The following is a 15,848-nucleotide window of genomic DNA, read 5'->3' on the forward strand; positions in this document are numbered from 1 at the left end:
AGTTTCACGTTCCTTTATCCCCTAGACACTGCCGCCATTGGCAGACTAGCTAGCGCCTGCTCCAAATCCGCGATGATATCCTCCACATCCTCCAAGCCAGTCGATAAACGAATCAGACCGTCCGTAATGTTGAACTTGATTCGCTCAGAGGCAGGAATCGAGGAATGCGTCATCGAGGCAGGATGCTGTACCAGTGTCTCGGGATCTCCTAAACTAAACGATATCATAGCCAAGTGCAGAGCGTTAATGAAAGATTTGGCTGCTTCGTAGCCGCCTTTTACTTCAAAGGAAACGATCCCGCCCATTCCGGCCATTTGCCGTTTAGCCAGCTCATGCTGTGGATGAGAAGGCAGACCAGGGTAGTAGACGTGCGAGATTGCAGGGTGCTGCGCCAAAAACTCCGCCACTGCCTGCGCGTTTTGCCCATGCTGTCTGACACGCAAGCCGAGTGTTTTCAGCCCACGCAAGATCAAGAAAGCATCCCAAGCATTCAAATTTTGTCCCAAGTCTCCCATGACGTTTTTTCGCATGAATTGGATTTGCTCCTGCTTCCCGACGATGAAGCCCGCGATGACATCCCCATGTCCGTTCAAATATTTGGTGGCGCTATGCACGACGACATCCGCCCCTAGCTCAAGCGGTCGCTGCAAGTATGGCGTTAAGAAGGTATTGTCGACGATGACCACAATGCCATGCGCGTGCGCCAAACGTGACAACGCCGAGATATCTAAAACAGTCAGGCACGGGTTCGAGGGTGTTTCGAGGTACAGGACTTTTGTGTTTGGCAAAAAAGCGCTCTCGACTGCCTGCAAATTGGTGCAATCGACGAAGTCCGTCGCAATGCCATAACGCGGGGCCATGGTCGTAAGAAACTTGTAGCTACCCCCGTACACATCTCGGGTACACACGACATGATCACCCTGCTTCAAAAAGGCGAGCAAAGCTCCCGAAATGGCTGCCATCCCACTGCTTACGCCCAAGGCAGCTTCGCCATTTTCCAATGCGGCGATTTTTTGTTCCAAAGTGGTGATGGTAGGGTTGCCATATCTTCCGTAGTACGTTCCTTCCCGCTCCCCAGCCACGCACGCCGCTGCGGAGTCTGCATCTGGAAACGCGTAGGCCACGGCAGGTACCACCGCGGATACGACTGCTCCTGTTTTTTGGCAAGGCGTTTGTGCTGTATGAATAATGGAGGTGTCCATCTTCCACTTGTTTGTCGTCATTTCTCGTCTCTCCCTTTTGCTTGTGCTGTTACCAAAGGGTATAGCAAGGAGCGTGCCAAGGTGAGAAACCGCATCATTCCAGCGCTCTTCCCTTTCTGCGCTCGCAGACATTCGCAATCATGCAAATGATTTTTTTCGAATTCACGAGAAAAAGCCGTTAGTTGCCCCAACGACTTTTTCGCATAGTTGCAATTACGTTTTGCATTACTAGAAAAACAGCTTATACGAGCATGCCGCCCGCGCTTTTCCTGTATTTCAAAATGCCTTCTGCCGCTCGATAGGAGAGAGCACCCATCGTTCCTGTCGGATTGTAGCCGCTATTGTGCGCAAAGGCAGAAGCCCCGACGACAAATACGTTTTCCGCATCCCACATCTGCAAGTAGTTGTTAACGGCTGAGGTTTCTGGAGAGGCTCCCATGATGACGCCACCTGTATTGTGCGTCGATTGGTATGGTGTGATATCGTAGGGTCCGAGCTTGCGGTTGATTTCGAGCTTCTCGTTCGCACCCATTTCTTTCACAATTTCTGCGCACTTATCCGCACAAAAAGCCGCCAGCTCCCTGTCCTGATCCACGAAATCATACGTAATGCGCATCAACGGATCACCAAATGCGTCCTTGTACGTCGGGTCCAGATCAAGGAAGTGCTGTCGAAATGGCATGGAAGCTCCTTGGGCGCCTACGGATATGAACCGATTCGTGTATTTGATCGATGCAGCCTTGAAATCCTTGCCCCAGCTAGGCGTTCCCGGTGGCACCTTGTTCGTGCCGATTGGTCGAAAGCCAGTTTGTGTGACAGCGATATTCGCCCCATGGATAAATTTCAAATCGGAGTGATCGAAGTTATCACCGTTGTAGTCATCCAAACACATTCCTAACGAGCCTGCGCCTGCATAATTGTTAAACTCCTTGTCGTCGAAGAAGCCGACTGCGCCTCCTCTCATGACCTGGTAGGCATAATTTTTTCCGATTACGCCTTTTCCTGTTGCTGGATCATACGGTTTCCCCAGCTTGGACATGAGCAAGATTCGCGCGTTGTTGAATACATAACTCGTCATCACCACAATATCGGCGGGCTGTTCGAATTCCTCCCCTGTCGTGACATCCGTATACAAGACGCCTGTCGCCTTGTTCCCTGTATGTAAAATTCTGCGGACATGGGAATGCGTGCGAATTTCAAACTTCCCTGTCTTTTTCGCTACCGGGATCACCGTCACCACTGGATCGGCTTTTGCTCCGTACTCGCAACCAAACCTTTCACAGAAGCCGCAGTACTGACAAGCTGCCCGAGCCACCCCGTCTGGATTGGTATACGCTTGCGAGAGATTTGCAGATGGTAGGATGTATGGATGCAGGCTTTTCTTCTTCGCCGCATCTGCAAACATTTTCATACTCGGTGTCGTACGCATCGGAGGTATCGGATAAGGACTGGAGCGTTTTCCCCCCAACGGATTCTCCTCGCCTGCGATTCCCGCCATCTTTTCAAACTTATCGAAGTACGGCTCCAATTGATCGTAGGTAATGCCCCAATCCTGGATCGTCATTCCCTCAGGAATTTTCTTTGCCCCATACCGTTCAATCGTCTTGGAGCGAATTTCGAAATCATACGGCAGGAAACGGAAGGTCTGTCCGTTCCAGTGGATACCAGCTCCCCCGAGTCCTGTCCCGATCAAAAAGGAACCGTATGACCGCATGGGAAGCGCGCGAACGTTCATTTTACTGCGGAACGTAATCGTTTCCTTGGACAAATCTTGCATCATCTCGTAACGAAGAGCGTAACGCAATTCATCGTGTACCATGAAGTAGTCTTCGGTTTTCCGCTCCTTGCCTCGCTCTAGTCCCACTACTTTCAAACCTTGCTTGGTTAGCTCGGAAGCAATAATGCCTCCTCCCCAGCCCACCCCCACGATTACGACGTCAACCTTGGGCAGCTTTTTGGCCATATGTACAGTCCCCCTTAATGTTGTTGATGATCCCGCAGACTTAAGGGAGCCATCTTCACAAACTCAGGCTTATCGATCAGCTGTGTATACGCCATCTGATTACCTGGGAAATTCTTCATTTTCCAGCCGTCCATATTTTTATTACCTCCGTACAGAGGGTCTGCATAAACGCCTTCGATCGTACTGGCCCGCAGCATATTGAAAAAAGTGCTCGCCGAAATGGTCGTCAAATTTACTTCATCGGTTTCAAAAGCCTTTAAAACCGCGTCCTGCTGCTCCGCCGGGAGTTCATAAAACCGTTTTCCATGGGTACTGTTACTGTAGTTGTTCATCTCTTGAAGGCCAATATCGAATATTTCCCTACGTTTCAACCTGCCTTGATAGCCCTGTGTGATCTCACCTGGAAAAAAGGGCGCTTGCATGTATTCACGAGCATTAAAGCCCCAATCACCCGCTAGCTGGTGGTCAATGAAATAAGCGGCACCGAGTGCCTTCGCGCCCGGACCTAGCTCATCCTCAGGATAAATGCGCTCACAAGCGGCATCCGCCACCTTAAATTGCTCAGGCGTAAAAAACATGAGTGCCTGATTGTAATCGGCAGCAGGGGGCGGTGCTGCTGGCTGCGCCGGAGGTTCTGGTTTGCGGAGCAAGCTCCCTGCCACGCCACCCACGACCAAGCTTCCGAGCACCAGGCCGGAGTTTTTCAAGAAGTTCCTTCGGGATACTGGCTGCTCCTTCACGTTGTTTGAATCTGCCAAATCTACCACCTCCAGTGATTTCCTTCCTTTGGTTTGTGCATTTTTTCCACAAGATACTCGTGATCACCGGAATTTTTTCCAACATACTCCACTCATAACTTCATGCAGCGAACAAAGGATAAGTTTATCTAGGCAGGAAGACTTGGAGGGATCGTGATGAAGCACTTCCATACATGGGTAGGAACCGCAGGGTTAGGGGCTGTACTTCTAATGACAGCTTGTATGAATCAGGCTGCTCCGCCTACGAAGCCGCATCCACCAGCACGTACACAGTCCATTGCGCAAACTCCAAAAGGCGCAACTGTTATTCCAAGCGTGGATCGTGATAAGAAATTCACGACAAACGCGCACGGCCATACGTATAGCGGAATGGGCAATGCTCTCTACAGCTCCATGGGCAGCTCACACTTGCACACGGGCGGTCCTTCTACAAAGCTGGAAGCCCAACTGAAGGCAGCAGGCGTTCACGGCGTTCAGGCATTGATCGTGAACGATGCCATCTACTTGGCCCCTTCTACTGCCAATACACAATCGATCAATCAAATGGACCCGATGCAGTCCCATCTCATTAGCAATTACTCGGGAAGCTCCAGTCGAGGGCATGATGCTGCCCATACAAAATCAGGGAGCGGAACCGCAGGTACATTGGGTACGAGTGATCATCAGAACACATTCGCACAAGCACGCACCCAAATCGAGCGTATCTATGGAACGGATACACCCGTGAAGGTCGTGAACTCGAAAAAAGGCATCCAAGCGCTAGAAACAGTGAAAAAGCAAATGAAGGAGCACCAAAATAATCAAACCATGGCCGAACAGCTGAGCGTGCTCATACGCGAAGCAAAGCGGTAAACAAAGAAAAAGGGACAAGCATCCTCGCTTGCCCCTTCCTTATTTCGATAAAAAATCTTGGATTTCGTTCACGGTCTCTTGCGGATGCGTTACCATCAGCAAATGTTGAGCTTCCTGTATCCTTTTCACCTTGGCCTGCTTCACAATCCCCTGATAATGGGCGACTGCCTGATGATGAAACTGCTGCTCTTCTTTTGACAATAAGCTGTCGTCAGCCAGCAGTAATAGTACTGGGCATGTCAGCTGTTGGAACAATTCCGGTTGGCTATGGACGCTGTACTCTTTGAAATAAGCGGAGAAAGCTTCCCTCGGCAAACGGTATCCGTAGCTGTCGTCTTCCCTTTTCAAAAGCTCGTCTCGCATCCAGCCCTCTGGCATCACTCTCGTACCATACCGCTCTGCGAACTGCCTTTCCGCTTCCTCTACAGAAGAAAAACGCGTGGTTGCCAGCCGCTCTACAACCTTCTCCCTATTGAATCCAGGCACTTCTCCCAAGGAATAATACCCTCCATCCAGCAATACGAGCGACGCTACACGCTTAGGCTCGCGAATCGCAAGCATCTGGGCAGGCACAGCAGAAAAGGACGCTGCGACAATCGTCACTTGTTCAAGCTGTTCTGCATCCAAAAGTTGAATCAAATCCGTTACAATCCGCTCAAACGAAAAGGAACCATGGCTCACAGAATTCCCGTGACCACGGATATCTACCGCAATCACCCGACATCGCTCTGCCAATCGTGGCAGGATGGGCGCAAATAGCAGCTTAGTGTTGCGAATGCCATGCAAAAGCAGCAAGGCAGGTGCATCTGACTTTCCTGTTACGCCGTACTCCAGCGTGCCCTCTTCTACCTGCAAACGATTGACCTGCGAAAACAATGCTTCGTCCATTTTGCCTACCTCCTCACTAAATACGCCCCGGAATCAGCACGCCAATATGATCTGGATGCAGCCTGGCGATGTAAAACAGTGCCGAGACGATACATACACCGGCCACTAGTGTGAGTACTTCTGCTTTTTTCCAGCGTTTGCTACGGTAAAACCGATGCTGACTGTTACGCATGCGAAAGCCTTTCGCATCCAATGCATTGGCAATCAATTGTACACGCTTGAGTGAGTTGAAGATGAGCGGTACGAGCAAGTAGCTGTACTTCCTGATGCGTTCCGGAACATTTCCTTCGCTCGTCGACATCCCTCGTACCATCTGCGCTTCCCGAATGATCGCCAAATCATTTTTGACGAGGGGGATAAAGCGAAAAATGAGCGAGAGCAAATAACTGATCGAAAACGGAACGCCAATCCCGCGAAGTCCCATCGCTATCTCTCTGGGCGAAGTCGAAAACACATAATACATGGACAATAACGCGACATTTGCCAGTCGAAGTCCCATTCCCAATGCCCATAAGACACCGACATCCGTGATTTGCACGGGATAATGGATCAACGGAATGGTGCTGCTCCAGTACGGAGTGCCTACATTGGTAAACGGTAGCCACGTAATCACTGCAAAGCACGAACCGATTCCACCAACCAATATGTACGCCTTAATCATAGAGCGCTCCCAGCCCAGCTTGGCAATCAGTGCGATGTTTATCGCCAACAGAACAATTAGCGCACGCGGGTCCTGGAATAAAAAAGGGAGCAAGCCCAGCAGCACGAATACAAGCAGCGTGTAGCTCGGATGGGCATTCTTCATCTTAGATCCCCTCTCCCAGCACCTGTTTTTTCATCGCTGTCAGCGTGAGGGGAATCGGGTCGTCGATCCCCGCAGCCTTCCCAAAACGATAAATGGCAGGCGCTTCTACTTGGGCAGCAGCTAATACTTGTGGTTGCGAAAATACGTGCACTGGGTCCCCGTCGCATAGCAGCTTTCCTTTATGCATAACGATCACTCGCTGGGCGTACTCCGCTACCAGACGCATATCATGCGTGATGACGATGATCGTATGTCCTTCCGCGTGTAAATGCCGCACCAGCTCCATCATTTCTTGCATGCCTCGGTAATCGAGACCGGTCGTAGGTTCGTCCAGCACGATGACTTGCGGCTTCATCGCCAAGATCGAAGCCACCGCAATCTTTTGCCTCGTGCCTTTGCTCGAAAAATAGGGTTCTTCGTCACCCTTGTCGGATAACCCCACTGCTGCCAACGCCTCCGCGACAGCTTGCTCTATTTTTTCAGGCAGCCAGCCCATGTTTTTGGGCCCAAATGCTACCTCTGCCTTTATGGTCGAATGAAAGATTTGATGATCAGGATTTTGATAGCAATAGGCCACGATTCTCGATAGTTGGGCAACGCTCATCGTCTTGGTATCGAGACCATTCACTTTGACGGTACCCTGCGTTGGCTTGTATAGACCATTACAATGCTTGGCCAATGTCGTTTTACCGGAACCATTTCCCCCGATGATGGCGACGAATTCTCCCTGTTTCAGTTGGAGCGAAACGCCATGCAGCACCGGCTTTTCCTTTTCATAGCCATACCAGACCTCATCGAACTCAATAACGACACTCACAGGCTTCCCTCCCGAACGAGCCGTGCTTCTTTGTAGTAGAGTGCCAGCTCCTCAACAGTCAGAGGCACACCAGCAGAGGACGCCGACAAGACGCCTTCCTGGCATAGCATGTGATAGAGTCGGATGACATCCGGGACCAATATGCCATACTCGTCCAACACGTCCACTTGGTCAAAAAATTGGCGAGTTGGCTGGTCCAGAACGATTTTCCCCTCGGCAATCAGAATCATTCGGTCGCAAAAGGCTGCGAGCTCTTCTGTCGCATGGGACGATACCACAATCGTCATTTCTTTTTCCCGCTTCAAACGTGAAAGAAGCGAGAAGACCTCCCGCGCTCCCACTGGGTCCAGCTCAGAAGTAGGCTCATCCAAAATGAGTACCTGTGGGCTGTGGGAAAGAGCGGATGCAATTGCCACCCGCTGCTTTTCTCCCCCCGATAGCTCAAGAGGCGAACGATTAGCAAAGCCGTTCAATCCGATCAGATCGAGTACCTCTGCCATTCTTTTTTCGATTCGCTCGTCCGACCACCCGGCATTCTCAAGCGAAAAGGCAAGCTCCTCTTCGACGGTCAGCCCGATGAACTGCGACTCCGGGTCCTGAAAGACGATGCCTTGCTCGCCATTGGACTCGACACTCCCCACGAAATGTCCACCGTAGTTAGCTGGAATCAGACCCGACATCGTCAGTAGCAACGTCGTTTTCCCTGCGGCAGCAGGCCCGACTACGCCGACTACTTCCCCTGGATAAAGCGCCAGATGAATGTCCGCTAGCGCAGGCTGTGCTCCCTCTTCATAATGCCAATAAACTCCGTTTACTCGCAGCAATGGTTCTGTTTTCACCTTGCGATCCTGCTTTCATTCCCGAGATAGTTAAAATCCTGCAAGGGGCGACCCCGGTATAGTCCAGAGCGCTTCACGAATGGGTACAACAGCTTTAAGAGGATCGGTCCCAGAACTGCCGTTGATATGGCTTGGTTCAAGAACACCGTCGGGATGAATACAGCAACTACCTCTTTCGGAGTCAATCCCAGTGCAAAATTAACGAGAATCCCGCATGCTACTACTGCCGAGCTGATGATGACTACAAACACGATGTATTGAAAAACGCTTCGTTTTGTTTTCAGGGCAGGATGACTCACAGCAAGTAGCCCGATAAAGCCACCCATAAAATTAGAAAAGAAACCGACCGCGATCGCATGAGGCGGTGCGCTTCCGGTTAACAAATCACTGACCATATTTCCAAAGGCAAGACCAATGCATCCCGGCAAGCCGAATAACATGCCAAAAACGGGCTGAAGGGCATTGGCCGGACGGATCGGTACGGAAGGAATGAGCTTGATATTGGCAAGCATAATAATGGCAACAGCGTAGAGCGCGGCAGTGACGACAATCAGGACGTAATCTACCGTCGTCCACTTCCGCCGGAACAGATTCGAGAGCATCAGAATAACTCCTCCTTGTGTCAAGTGTTAATGTTTGGAATATTCCTGTAGCCAGTTTACTCTCTCTTTTCTGGATCGTCTAGAAGAGGGTGGGTAAAACCATTGGTTCTAGCGGTAGGGTGGGGAGGAAACAGGAGAAAACGCTCAGCTTCTAGGGCCACCAGCTGGGGGATTGACTGCCCGCCTCCATGCAAAAAGCGAAACCGCGTCCAAAGTGGCCGGTTCAGGATGTGTTTCAGAGGTGGACGCTTAAGGGCGTGTTTCGCTTTTTGCATTCCGTCTCGGTCGGTGTCCCTAAGATCTTCGCTTATTTCTCCTGTTTCCTCTGCGAGCTGTTTGCTTTCCCCCTGCTTTCTTAGGGAGAATCGAAATGAATAAAAAAGAGAGAGCCACGTGCGGCGGTGTCTTCCATACACCCTCGTGATATACTAGTAGTCAAACTAATCAAATATTCAAGATAACTAAATAAAGGAGTTATCATGGGACAATATGTAGTCAGAGAAAGCACGAAAGATGACGCTGAATTTATTGAGCAAAGAATCGTTGAATACAATGAATCGAATGTTCCTTTTGAACTGACCGTTCCTTTTTCAAAAATCAATAAACACGTTCGTGATGAAGATGGCACTATCATTGCGGGAATAAATTGTGTGTACTATTCTTGGAGATGTTTGTACATTGATGCTTTGTGGGTCAGAGATGATTTGAGAAAGACCGGATTGGGAAGCAAACTTCTTCTTGAAATTGAAAACACAGCTAGGGAGTATGGCATTCATTTGATTCATTTAGATACTTTTGATTTTCAAGCAAAGGACTTTTATGTAAAACACGGGTACGAAATACATGGTGTACTCGAGGATTGCCCTCTTTCCCATCAAAGATTTTACCTACAGAAGAGAATTGATTAGCAGTCTAATCTTCCGCAAAAAAGTAGCCCTACATCCAATAATCGGTGTAGGGCTCTTTGTCTTCCACATGTTACTCCTCAAACTTCACCATTTCCAAATTGGTTTTTTTGACCTTCACCAGGTACAACAAATAGATCAAGCCTACAAAGCTCCATAGCAAGCCCAGCATCATGGACGTTGTTTCGAGGTTGACCCACAGAAAGGCGATGAACGTTGTCCCGATGAGTGGAGACAACACGAAGCCCCACCAATCCTTGCTATGCTTGTTCTTTTGTTTACGGAAATAGTACGCCATTACGCTGATGTTCACAAAGCTAAAAGCGATTAGTGCGCCGAAGTTAATAAAGGAAGTTGCTGTTAACAAATCCATGTACAAAGCGAACAGCATCAACGCTCCGACCAGTAAGACGTTAAGCAAAGGCGTTCTCAGCTTCGGATGTACATAACCGAACCAGCGTCGCGGCAAAAATCCATCTCGTCCCATTGCGTACAACAAGCGTGTCACGCTCGTGACTGATACCAGTCCGGATGCCAGTGTCGAAGACAACGCTGCCGCCAAAAACACCAATTGAAAGATCGTCCCACCGATAAACAGAGCAATCTCCGCAGAGGCCGCTTCTGGATCAGACAATACCGAAACATCAGGAAATAATGATTGCATGAAATAAGAGGCCGTAATAAATAACGCTCCTCCTGCGAGTGCTACGAGCATAATCCCGCGAGGAATCGTCTTTTTCGCATCGACGGTTTCCTCCGTGAGCGTGGTTACTGCATCAAAGCCAAGGAAGGAAAAGCAAAGAATCGACGCACCGGAAAGCAGTGCAATGACAGACATATCCGGTGACAAAAATGGACGCAGGTTGAATACGTGGCCAAGCCCGTCACCTTGCATAAGACCACGGATTGCCAATCCCGCAAATAATACGACGACCACGACTTGAAACAGCACTAGAATCGAGTTAACGGATGCGGTTACCGTTACGCGAAATACGTTTAACCCCGTCACCAATACAATGAAACCAATAATCCACCATGCTGTCGACACGTCAGGAAACACGGATGATAAGTATACTCCCGTCAACAAGGCGTTAATCATCGGTAAAAATAAATAATCTAGCAAAGATGCCCAGCCTACCAAAAATCCTGCATAGGGATGAATCGTTTGTTGCGTATACGTGTACGCGGTCCCTGCTGAAGGGAATAGCCGTACCATCTTTCCGTAGCTTGCCGCCGTAAACAGGATCGCAAGAAGTGTGACTGCATAAGCAGCAGGAACGTGTCCCCCCGTTTCTCCAGATACAATGCCAAAGGTGTCAAAAACGGCCATCGGGGCCATGTAGCCCAGTCCAATTACGACAATATGTCGCAACTTCAAACTACGTGTTAGTTCTGCTCTCCCGTTCACTACCTGTCCCCCTTTATGTAACAGAATAATTATACACGTTGATTTATAATCACGAAAGAAAAAAGCACTGCTGCACACGGGTTCTCCATGCACAGCAGCGCTTGATTTATATACGTATTTCCTATGCTTTTGGCAGTTCAAAGGAACTCTTCAACGATACAATCCGGTTGAATACGAGCTTATCATCTGTCGTATGCTTCGGATCGACATTGAAATAGCCATGACGGAAAAATTGATACTTGTCTTGTGGCTTGGTTTCTTTCATATTTGGCTCCACATAGCCTTGCAGCACTTCCAACGAATTCGGGTTAACGTTGTCGAGGAATGTGCCCTCTGCGTCTTCATCATCCATAATCAATGGCTCGTACAAACGGAATTCAGCAGGAAGCGCATTGGTCGCATCCACCCAGTGAATCGTCCCTTTTACCTTGCGACCTGTAAAACCGCTGCCGCTCTTCGTCTCAGGGTCATACGTGCAATGGATCTCGATCACGTTGCCATCTGCATCCTTCACGACGTCATTGCATTTAATGAAGTACGCGTGCTTCAGACGCACTTCATTTCCCGGGAACAGGCGGAAATACTTGCTCGGCGGGTTTTCCATGAAGTCGTCTTGCTCAATGTAGATTTCGCGGGAGAACGGAATTTGACGATTGCCCATCTCTGGGTTCTCTGGATTAATCTCCGCTTCGAGCATCTCGACTTGTCCTTCCGGATAGTTCGTGATGACGACCTTCAACGGATTCAAAACAGCCATCGTACGTGGTGCCTTCAGCTTCAGGTCCTCACGGATGAAATACTCCAGCATTTTCTCGTCAACCGTGCTGTTAGCGCGCGCTACCCCTACTTCACGAGCGAATGTACGAATCGCTTCCGGTGTATAGCCGCGACGACGGAAGCCTGCGATGGTTGGCATGCGCGGGTCATCCCAGCCGTCTACTACATTCTCATCAACAAGCTGTTTCAGCTTGCGTTTACTCATAACGGTGTTGGTCAGATTCAAGCGGGCAAATTCGTACTGGCGTGGTACACTCTCCATTTCGCACTCGCGGACTACCCAGTCGTACAACGGACGATGATCTTCGAATTCCAGTGAACACAGGGAGTGTGTCACGCCCTCGATGGCATCCTCCAACGGATGAGCGAAGTCGTACATCGGATAGATGCACCATTTGTCGCCCGTATTGTGATGCGTTGCATGGGAGATTCGATACAGAACCGGATCACGCATGTTGAAGTTCTGAGAAGCCATATCGATTTTCGCACGCAACACCTTTTCTCCGTCCTTGAATTCCCCTTGGCGCATCCGTGCAAACAGATCCAGGTTTTCCTCCACAGATCGGTTGCGGAACGGACTATCTGTGCCTGGCTCTGTCCATGTTCCACGCATTTTACGCATTTCTTCGGGAGACAGATCGTCTACGTAAGCCAGACCTTTTTTAATCAACAGCACCGCACGGTTGTACATCTCTTCAAAGTAATCAGATGCAAAAAACAGCCCATCCCATTCGAAGCCAAGCCATTGAACGTCCCTTTTGATGGCCTCTACGTATTCGATGTCTTCCTTCACCGGGTTGGTGTCGTCAAAACGCAGGTTGGCCTTGCCGGAAAATTCACGTGCCAACTCAAAGTTGAGGCAAATCGCTTTTGCATGTCCAATATGAAGATACCCGTTCGGTTCTGGGGGAAAGCGGGTAATAATTTCTTTTACTTTGCCCTCTTGCAAGTCATCAATCATGATATTGCGGATAAAATTGGATGCCGCTACCTTGTTTTCCAATGAAATCAACCTTTCACTTCACCTTTACATTCCATAATACTGATTCTCTACCCAGAGTTCAACAAAATCGGGTCGTGGACCGACCCGCTCACGTCTTCCATTGCTGCCTCGTTTGCCATTGTGGCCTGCAATACAGATGAATGACAGAATCAATGGCTAAGCGCTGCTCCGTGATCCCTCGAATCGTTTCGAGATGCTTCGGGGAAATCAGATGCAACAAAGGCTGTTCAACATGATTGAAACGTTGGAATGCTTCCGCTGCAATCCGATCCCACTGTGGGTAATACCGAAGCAAGTCATCGGGCATTACACGGGAGCGATCCGTGTCAGACTCGGGCAAACACTCAAAAGGTTCATCCAGATTTAACGTTCCATAATCATCGGTCAGCTCTTCGCCCGGAAAAATATCCCGTGCAGCCAATTCCATATCATACATGGTCGGCACACAATTCGCATGAAAGCTGTGGTTCACGTACCTTGCCTTATCCCAACAAAGAATGTACTTTCCGAACTGGTTCTTGAATGAATATTTTTGCACGTCCTGTTTTCGTAATGAGTCAAGTTTTTCCACAAATGCAGGGTCCAATACCTGGTCCAAATTATCCTGTGCCCATACAATCGTTCCTTTTGGGATAAACCTTGTCGCAAACACACCGTACCCGATCTCATCGTTGATATAGCGCAATTCTGTATCGGGATGCATCATGGTCTTTGTTTCACTCCTTGGCTTATGTGCCTTTTTATCATCATAAGCAATTCAGCCCCATGAGGTGTGTGAATGTCTGCGAAAAACACCCCTCCCCATAGCTTTCCTGACTATTTTTCTGGATTAAAAAATTTTTTCTTATTTACCACAAATGGTAAATAGTCTATATTATTGGCAAACGGTGTTTTAGGAACATTTTCCCACAACGATCGCATCAGTAAATGTGTCAATTTTATGCTTCATCCATTGATATCGAAACGGCAAACCCGGGGAAATCCGGCGACGCAAAGCTACAGGGGCTACCTCCGCAACAGCGGACACGCTTGCCAGCTACCGAAGTATTGATGTAGGACGAGACCAATGATCCTATATCATTGGTCTTTTTTTGCGCACATAATGTCTATTTTTGTCTATTTTTGTATGTTTGTGTATTTTTGACTTTTGAAGGAGGTGAGGCAACAGCGGATAGCCGGTTTAATGAATTCATTATTCTATTCATCATGAAGGAGGTTTCATAGGAATGTCATTCTGGAAGAAACTCTCAACCGTCGCGCTGACTGCTGTCATCGGGGTATCAACATTCTCTGGGGCACAAGCTGCTAACCGTCCAACAACGATGTCACCGAACGCAATGGTGACGACTCCTCACTATCTGGCTACGGCTGCGGCCCTGAAGACATTGGAAAACGGTGGAAACGCTGTAGATGCTGCTATTACAGCCGCTTCCACATTAGCTGTCGTCTATCCTCATTACACAACCATTGGTGGAGATAACTTCTGGCTCATCTACAATGCCAAAACAAAAGAGCTGAAGGCACTGAACGGCAGTGGTCGCGCAGGCGAAAAGGCAACCATCGACTATTACAAAAACAAAGGCTACGAAAAAATCCCGTCCCGCGGTTATGAATCGGCAAACACTGTCCCTGGTGTCGTCTCCGGCTGGTGGGAGGCTTACAACTACGCCCATAAAAGCATGGGCAACAGTAAGGTTCAATGGAACAAACTGCTGGAGCCTGCCATTGGATACGCCGAGAACGGATATCCAGTCTCCCCCAACCAAGTATATTGGACGAAATACGCGACAGATCCAACTGACAATAACTTGAAGAATCTTCAACGTTTTGATGGATTCCGTAAAACATTCCTGAAGCCCAACGGTGATCCCTATGCAGCAGGCGAAATTCTCAAACAAAAGGATCTTGCCAATACTTTGCGAATCATTGCGAAAAAAGGCGCTGACGGTTTTTATAAAGGAGAAGTAGCTAAAAAAATCGTAGCAGACATGCAAGCCAACGGCGGATTGCTCACGTTGAAAGATTTTGAGAAGCACACCTCCACTTGGGCAGATCCGATTTCGGTAGACTACCGCGGATATAAAGCGTACAACGTTCCGCCTAACTCCCAAGGCATGGCATCGCTCTCTATTCTTAATGTTTTGAATAACTTTGACCTCAAGAGCATGGGTGAAGGAACACCCGATTACTATCACACGATTGTGGAAGCTACCAAACAGTCTTTTGCTGACCGTGACAAATGGCTGACTGACCCTGCCTTTGTGGATATCCCTGTGGATGAGCTGTTGTCCAAGCAGCACGGGAAAGATTTAGCTGCGCGCATTGATATGAAGCAAGCTGCCAAATCCGTAGAACCGCTTGATCCAAAAGGCGATACAACCTGGTTCGGGATCGTCGACAAAGATGGAAATGCCGTGTCCATCATTCAGAGTCACTATTTTGACTGGGGTTCCGGCATCGTAGCGAAAGATACGGGCATCCTTTTGCAAAACCGCGGAAGCTATTTCTCTTTGGACTCCAAACACATCAATCACTTGGAACCAGGAAAACGTACCTTCCACACCATTAATCCAGCTATGCTCTTTAAAGGGGACAAGCCTTATCTTCTCTACGGAACACAAGGGGGAGAAGGACAGCCGCAAACGCAAGCCGCTCTTGTCACGCGTATCGTCGACTTTGGTTTCAGCGTACAAGACGCAATCGAAGCACCAAGATGGCTACATGGACGCAACTGGGGATCTGATTCCAACAATCTCAAGGTGGAAAGCCGCATCCCTCAAGACGTCCTGGACGAGTTAATAAAACGTGGGCATCCAGTCGAAAAGCTGGAAGCAGCCTATACCGATACGATGGGACAGTCCGGCGCAATCCTGATTGACCCGCAAACCAATGTAAAATTTGGCGGTGCTGACCCTCGCGGTGAAGGCGCAGCAATGGGATATTGATATTTTGTCAGACTGCTGAGTTAAACTCAGCAGTCTACCTGTATTATATTTCCTTGTGGCAGACCGCTTTTCACAAAGAAAGAA

14 protein-coding genes and 1 riboswitch are annotated in these 15,848 nt (G+C 49.0%); of the genes, 3 read left to right on the top strand and 11 right to left on the bottom strand.

Going from position 1 to position 15,848, the window contains the following annotated elements; translation table 11 throughout:
* Positions 1 to 14: 14 nt before the first annotated feature.
* From HPY27_RS13765 to HPY27_RS13775, 3 genes are all read right to left on the bottom strand, one after another.
* Entirely contained in the window at positions 15 to 1,223 is a 1,209-nt protein-coding gene (locus tag HPY27_RS13765; protein ID WP_017252446.1) for a trans-sulfuration enzyme family protein, read from the bottom strand.
* A gap of 220 nt (positions 1,224 to 1,443) precedes the next feature.
* Entirely contained in the window at positions 1,444 to 3,165 is a 1,722-nt protein-coding gene (locus HPY27_RS13770) for a GMC family oxidoreductase (RefSeq protein ID WP_174225245.1), read from the bottom strand.
* A 14-nt stretch (positions 3,166 to 3,179) separates the two neighbouring features.
* A complete protein-coding gene (locus HPY27_RS13775) occupies positions 3,180 to 3,923 on the bottom strand; it encodes a gluconate 2-dehydrogenase subunit 3 family protein (RefSeq protein ID WP_217437973.1) in 744 nt (247 codons plus the stop codon).
* 156 nt (positions 3,924 to 4,079) lie between these two features.
* Here HPY27_RS13775 and HPY27_RS13780 point away from each other — a divergent pair, with 156 nt between their 5' ends.
* A complete protein-coding gene (locus tag HPY27_RS13780) occupies positions 4,080 to 4,775 on the top strand; it encodes a hypothetical protein (protein WP_174225247.1) in 696 nt (231 codons plus the stop codon).
* A gap of 39 nt (positions 4,776 to 4,814) precedes the next feature.
* On the opposite strand, the gene HPY27_RS13785 is transcribed toward HPY27_RS13780, so the two are convergent.
* Genes HPY27_RS13785 through HPY27_RS13805 form a run of 5 tightly spaced genes read right to left on the bottom strand, consistent with a single transcriptional unit; the run spans position 4,815 to position 8,726 of the window.
* A complete protein-coding gene (locus tag HPY27_RS13785; protein WP_174225248.1) occupies positions 4,815 to 5,663 on the bottom strand; it encodes an alpha/beta fold hydrolase in 849 nt (282 codons plus the stop codon).
* 16 nt (positions 5,664 to 5,679) lie between these two features.
* Entirely contained in the window at positions 5,680 to 6,468 is a 789-nt protein-coding gene (locus tag HPY27_RS13790) for an energy-coupling factor transporter transmembrane component T (RefSeq protein WP_174225249.1), read from the bottom strand.
* 1 nt (position 6,469) lies between these two features.
* Positions 6,470 to 7,285: an energy-coupling factor ABC transporter ATP-binding protein gene (locus tag HPY27_RS13795; protein ID WP_174225250.1), complete on the bottom strand. Its 816-nt coding sequence runs from the start codon at positions 7,283 to 7,285 to the stop codon at positions 6,470 to 6,472.
* Positions 7,282 to 8,124, bottom strand: coding sequence for an energy-coupling factor ABC transporter ATP-binding protein (locus HPY27_RS13800; RefSeq protein WP_174225251.1), 843 nt, complete (start codon positions 8,122 to 8,124; stop codon positions 7,282 to 7,284). The genes HPY27_RS13795 and HPY27_RS13800 overlap by 4 nt, the downstream gene beginning before the upstream one ends.
* Positions 8,121 to 8,726, bottom strand: a complete 606-nt coding sequence (locus HPY27_RS13805; RefSeq protein WP_017252454.1) for a QueT transporter family protein — start codon at positions 8,724 to 8,726, stop codon at positions 8,121 to 8,123. Before HPY27_RS13805 ends, HPY27_RS13800 begins: the two co-directional genes overlap by 4 nt.
* A gap of 479 nt (positions 8,727 to 9,205) precedes the next feature.
* On the opposite strand from HPY27_RS13805, the gene HPY27_RS13810 reads away from it, so the two are divergent.
* Entirely contained in the window at positions 9,206 to 9,634 is a 429-nt protein-coding gene (locus tag HPY27_RS13810; protein ID WP_174225252.1) for a GNAT family N-acetyltransferase, read from the top strand.
* A 70-nt stretch (positions 9,635 to 9,704) separates the two neighbouring features.
* On the opposite strand, the gene HPY27_RS13815 is transcribed toward HPY27_RS13810, so the two are convergent.
* The 3 genes from HPY27_RS13815 to HPY27_RS13825 form a co-directional block, all read right to left on the bottom strand.
* Positions 9,705 to 11,039 carry an APC family permease gene (locus HPY27_RS13815; RefSeq protein WP_069851145.1) on the bottom strand — a complete coding sequence of 445 codons (1,335 nt, stop codon included), beginning with the start codon at positions 11,037 to 11,039 and terminating at the stop codon, positions 9,705 to 9,707.
* A 121-nt stretch (positions 11,040 to 11,160) separates the two neighbouring features.
* Positions 11,161 to 12,828, bottom strand: coding sequence for a glutamine--tRNA ligase/YqeY domain fusion protein (locus tag HPY27_RS13820; protein WP_017252458.1), 1,668 nt, complete (start codon positions 12,826 to 12,828; stop codon positions 11,161 to 11,163).
* A 79-nt stretch (positions 12,829 to 12,907) separates the two neighbouring features.
* The gene (locus HPY27_RS13825; RefSeq protein ID WP_017252459.1) at positions 12,908 to 13,525 is read right to left on the bottom strand and encodes an SET domain-containing protein; all 618 of its coding nucleotides are present in this window, start codon (positions 13,523 to 13,525) and stop codon (positions 12,908 to 12,910) included.
* 249 nt (positions 13,526 to 13,774) lie between these two features.
* A riboswitch (cyclic di-GMP riboswitch) is annotated at positions 13,775 to 13,863 on the top strand.
* 182 nt (positions 13,864 to 14,045) lie between these two features.
* On the opposite strand from HPY27_RS13825, the gene ggt reads away from it, so the two are divergent.
* Positions 14,046 to 15,764 carry a gamma-glutamyltransferase gene (gene ggt, locus HPY27_RS13830; protein WP_173623288.1) on the top strand — a complete coding sequence of 573 codons (1,719 nt, stop codon included), beginning with the start codon at positions 14,046 to 14,048 and terminating at the stop codon, positions 15,762 to 15,764.
* The last annotated feature ends 84 nt before the right edge of the window (positions 15,765 to 15,848 follow it).

This window comes from Brevibacillus sp. HB1.1 (assembly GCF_013332445.1).
GTDB classification, from domain to species: domain Bacteria; phylum Bacillota; class Bacilli; order Brevibacillales; family Brevibacillaceae; genus Brevibacillus; species Brevibacillus porteri.

Excerpts from the sequence above, each read along its gene's own strand:
- HPY27_RS13810 (WP_174225252.1), top strand. The coding sequence starts at position 9,206 with ATGGGACAATATGTAGTCAGAGAAAGCACGAAAGATGACGCTGAATTT.
- ggt (WP_173623288.1), top strand. The coding sequence starts at position 14,046 with ATGTCATTCTGGAAGAAACTCTCAACCGTCGCGCTGACTGCTGTCATC.
- HPY27_RS13805 (WP_017252454.1), bottom strand. The coding sequence starts at position 8,726 with ATGCTCTCGAATCTGTTCCGGCGGAAGTGGACGACGGTAGATTACGTC.
- HPY27_RS13770 (WP_174225245.1), bottom strand. The coding sequence starts at position 3,165 with ATGGCCAAAAAGCTGCCCAAGGTTGACGTCGTAATCGTGGGGGTGGGC.
- HPY27_RS13790 (WP_174225249.1), bottom strand. The coding sequence starts at position 6,468 with ATGAAGAATGCCCATCCGAGCTACACGCTGCTTGTATTCGTGCTGCTG.
- HPY27_RS13825 (WP_017252459.1), bottom strand. The coding sequence starts at position 13,525 with ATGATGCATCCCGATACAGAATTGCGCTATATCAACGATGAGATCGGG.
- HPY27_RS13765 (WP_017252446.1), bottom strand. The coding sequence starts at position 1,223 with ATGACGACAAACAAGTGGAAGATGGACACCTCCATTATTCATACAGCA.
- HPY27_RS13785 (WP_174225248.1), bottom strand. The coding sequence starts at position 5,663 with ATGGACGAAGCATTGTTTTCGCAGGTCAATCGTTTGCAGGTAGAAGAG.
- HPY27_RS13780 (WP_174225247.1), top strand. The coding sequence starts at position 4,080 with ATGAAGCACTTCCATACATGGGTAGGAACCGCAGGGTTAGGGGCTGTA.